The 3,423-nt window shown below is 41.5% G+C and carries 2 protein-coding genes; both read right to left on the reverse strand.

The window, feature by feature from the left end; translation table 11 throughout:
* Positions 1-408: 408 nt before the first annotated feature.
* Positions 409-2,046, reverse strand: coding sequence for a KAP family P-loop NTPase fold protein (locus tag RH85_RS05315; protein ID WP_006711175.1), 1,638 nt, complete (start codon positions 2,044-2,046; stop codon positions 409-411).
* A 1,024-nt stretch (positions 2,047-3,070) separates the two neighbouring features.
* Positions 3,071-3,423: hypothetical protein (locus tag RH85_RS05325; RefSeq protein WP_006711177.1), on the reverse strand; the 353-nt coding region annotated here is incomplete at its 5' end.

The following is a 3,423-nucleotide window of genomic DNA, read 5'->3' on the forward strand; positions in this document are numbered from 1 at the left end:
CAACTCAATCGGTCATCATGAGGCTGAAAGAAATACATAAAACACGACGAAGCTAAGAAGGAACCGGCTTAGTTGTAGCGGCTTAGTGTGGTAACTCTAAGCCGCTTTTTGCCCCTATTTTTTGTTAGTAGTCCCAGTCTGCCACTGACATCTTCCATTCCGGTTGAGTACCTTGCGCTGCACTTCATTGTCAAAGTAAACTAGTAACGCAGTTTTGAGATGTGCATCAAGCCTGTTGGAAAGTACATTCACCCAATCAACAAAGTCACGCAGTTTGTAAAAGCAAAACAAGCGTTAAGGTTTCAATATCTTTTCGAAAGCTATCGTCGTCTTAGAAGGAAACGATCATTGCATACGGGCTGTCAGGTGCAATGTGAAATGCCTTGTCTGACAGTCGGATAACACGGGTTAAACGTCCAAAGCAGTACTGAGTTCTACGAGATCTTTGTAGAATGAGTATTTACTTTCCACACCCTCATACTTCAAACCAAGTGAAACAATATCTCCCTGATGTCTGACGAATATTTCTCGTAGTTTGCCTGAATCCCTTATTGGTTCGGACACTTCAGTAGCCGTAGCCTTTAGATCTTCTTTTGCTTTGGTGCGGATACTTCTCGCAAGCTCTTCATCAAAATGATGAGTATGTATCCTCTCAAAAAGGGAGCGAATCTCGATGTCGTAGACCGAATTTCGGAAAGACAAATAGCCCGGATGAACGTCTGAAAATGCGGAATAAGCGTAATCATCAGCATCGACAGCGAGCTTCAACGTTACTCCACTCCAGTTAAGTAGTTGATCAAATCTTTCCATTGGCGATCCTTGGTACTCAAAGTTTTTAGACATCATTGGAACATACTGAAGTTGGTCATAGAGCTTAAAGTGTTTTTCCTTCAAACACATAAGAACAACCAAGTAGTAAACATCTAAGCGTCTTGCAGAACCTAGGTTATCGACAATGGACACCAGTCGTTCTGTTATTTGAATTGATTCTCTTTCTGATAGTTTTAGTGCGCAATAAATGGTGGAAAGGTTTTCAAAGTGCACGTCACCATCCATAGGTCTTGGCCAGAGCACAATTCTTTTTTGGCTCAAAGCGTTCAATGAAAGCTTGTCTAAATCACAATGGACTGACAGTAGTTCTTTCAATGGCATTTTCTTCAGTGCGTATCGTGTATTAAAGAAACGCCCCAGATAGATATCTGCATCAAATCCCTGTCCATAGACTACCCTCACCGCATGCTGAAGCTGCCTTGTATCAGTTGCTACAACAAACACTACGCCTTTAATGTCGAAGATGTGCTTAATGGTCTCCAGCATTTCAACGGCATAACTAGGGCGACAACGGTCTAATTCATCAATGAAGATAAAGGCTGGATATTGCTTATTCGTTTGACCTTTTACTGCTTCCAACCACTGATTCATACTCTGTTTCAATGCAGAAATGGCTTTCGCCTTTCCTTCATGTTCATCTAACATGTACTGCACAGCTTTAGAAGCAGCAGCACTCATGTCCAAAGCATTGCCCTCTTCATCCTTGATGTCTGACTTTGCACTTGCTCCTTCTGCGTCATTCATAACAGCAGCAAAATCAATACCGGTAAACTTCTTAGTCACGCCACCGACTACTGCTGGAGCAAGAGCCTTAAATAGACCGCCAGCTTTGCCAATTACACTGATCGCAGTATTGCTCTCAGCTCTACCAGCTTGCTCTCTCAACTGACTTACCATTGATGACATTACCGTCATCAGCGGGTCATCTGAATAGTCCTGCTGCCATGCATCAACGTAGACAACAGGATGATGTGCTTTGAGGTCTTCTGCCCAGCGTTTGAGAAAGTACGTCTTACCGCTGCCCCATTCGGAGTTTAGGTTGAGTACATAATTACGCTTCTTGTCTTCACCGACTCTGCTCTCGTCATAGCCTTTAGATGCAAGAAAGTTTGATAAGTACTGAGCGTATTTAGCTCGGTTTAGCGTGTCTTTGGGATAGTGAGCACCATCAATATCGACTGGATGACTCCAATTAATAACTACGTTGCTTGGCATATAAACTCCGATGTATTTTAACTGTTTGCATGGTCTAACTTTTCATTATAAAAATCAATCTGATGCATATAACCCAATACCATTACTTGATGGCTGTCGTAATCATGTGGACAACAATAGTAAAAAACAGGGAAAGACACATGGAGAAAAAACATAGAGGGTGAGAGATAGGATGGGTACTTTGCTGGACAGCTTGTTGCCAACTTTTCCCTAATGGATTTTAGTCCTATTCGGTTTTTGTTCTACTTCAAACAGTTTCTGCTACAATATCCGTGAAAGAGCCCAGTGTTGGCTCTCAACACTAAGCACACGGGAACTACACCGCCCTTAAATCGCTTTCTGAAACGTGTCGCGGCCTTCTGGCTGGAAAGCTTCTTCAACTTTGTTCCTCAATAGAGGGATATAACTGACAGTTGGCCACTGTGCCAAATCAACTATCTCGATACTACTCGATCGAACGTCAACTACTGGTCTATGTGATCGGTAACTAACTATCTGATGCAACGGTTCTGAGGGGGACTACTGTGTCAATTTCTGCTTTTAGGAGAGATTCTTAAATTTGTTACTGTCGTCAGCTTAATGCTGACAAGCTTAAATCATGCTTGAATGATTAATTCGTGGGTCGGCCACGTCACCGTGAGGTGTAACTTAAGACTGTTTAGTAAAAGGCCCGCATTTGATGCGGGCCTTTTGCGTTTTAGGGGATTAGCAATAAAGCAAACGAACAGTGTTCGTTCGTGTTGTGCGTTCGTTCTTTTTGCGTTATCATGTCGATATTATGAGCAATTTGAGAGCCGTTGATATGAGTACCGATAACCACGGCGTTTTCATGATCGTTTTTTAACCAAAAAAATATGCCCATAAAACTATTCATGACCACTTTACAACGGCTATTCATTTTTTTTGTGCATATTCCGCGTAAAATCAGTCAACCATAAGTAAAATATATCTGAATCCCCGTATTTTACTCATGGATACGCCTCAGCAGTGCCGATTTGATTTAAAAAGAATTCAACGATTGGGGTTATTGGCCGAACAGAAGCTCTAACAGTAAATATTTGTCCCAACCAATACTTTTTAGTCTTCCTTTAATACTCTTTTTCTTACCGGTATATGTTTTACTTTTCAATAAGTTGAGTATCAATCGTTTGATTTGAGCAAAGTTTTCAGCAGAATTTTTTTCATACTTTTTATCACCATCATCATTGAGATGCACATCCAACAACCAATGGTAACTTTCTATCTCCCAATGCTGACGAATGTAATCAGCTAATTTCGGGTGCTGCGGGCAGTGGTCTGTAATGTAGTAACTTCGATGTTTCGTCACTAGTTTGCCACTCCCTTCTTGAACAATGCGATCGACCACAATACAGGTAT

It is taken from the genome of Vibrio ichthyoenteri ATCC 700023 (assembly GCF_000222605.1).
Taxonomy (GTDB): Bacteria; Pseudomonadota; Gammaproteobacteria; order Enterobacterales; family Vibrionaceae; genus Vibrio; species Vibrio ichthyoenteri.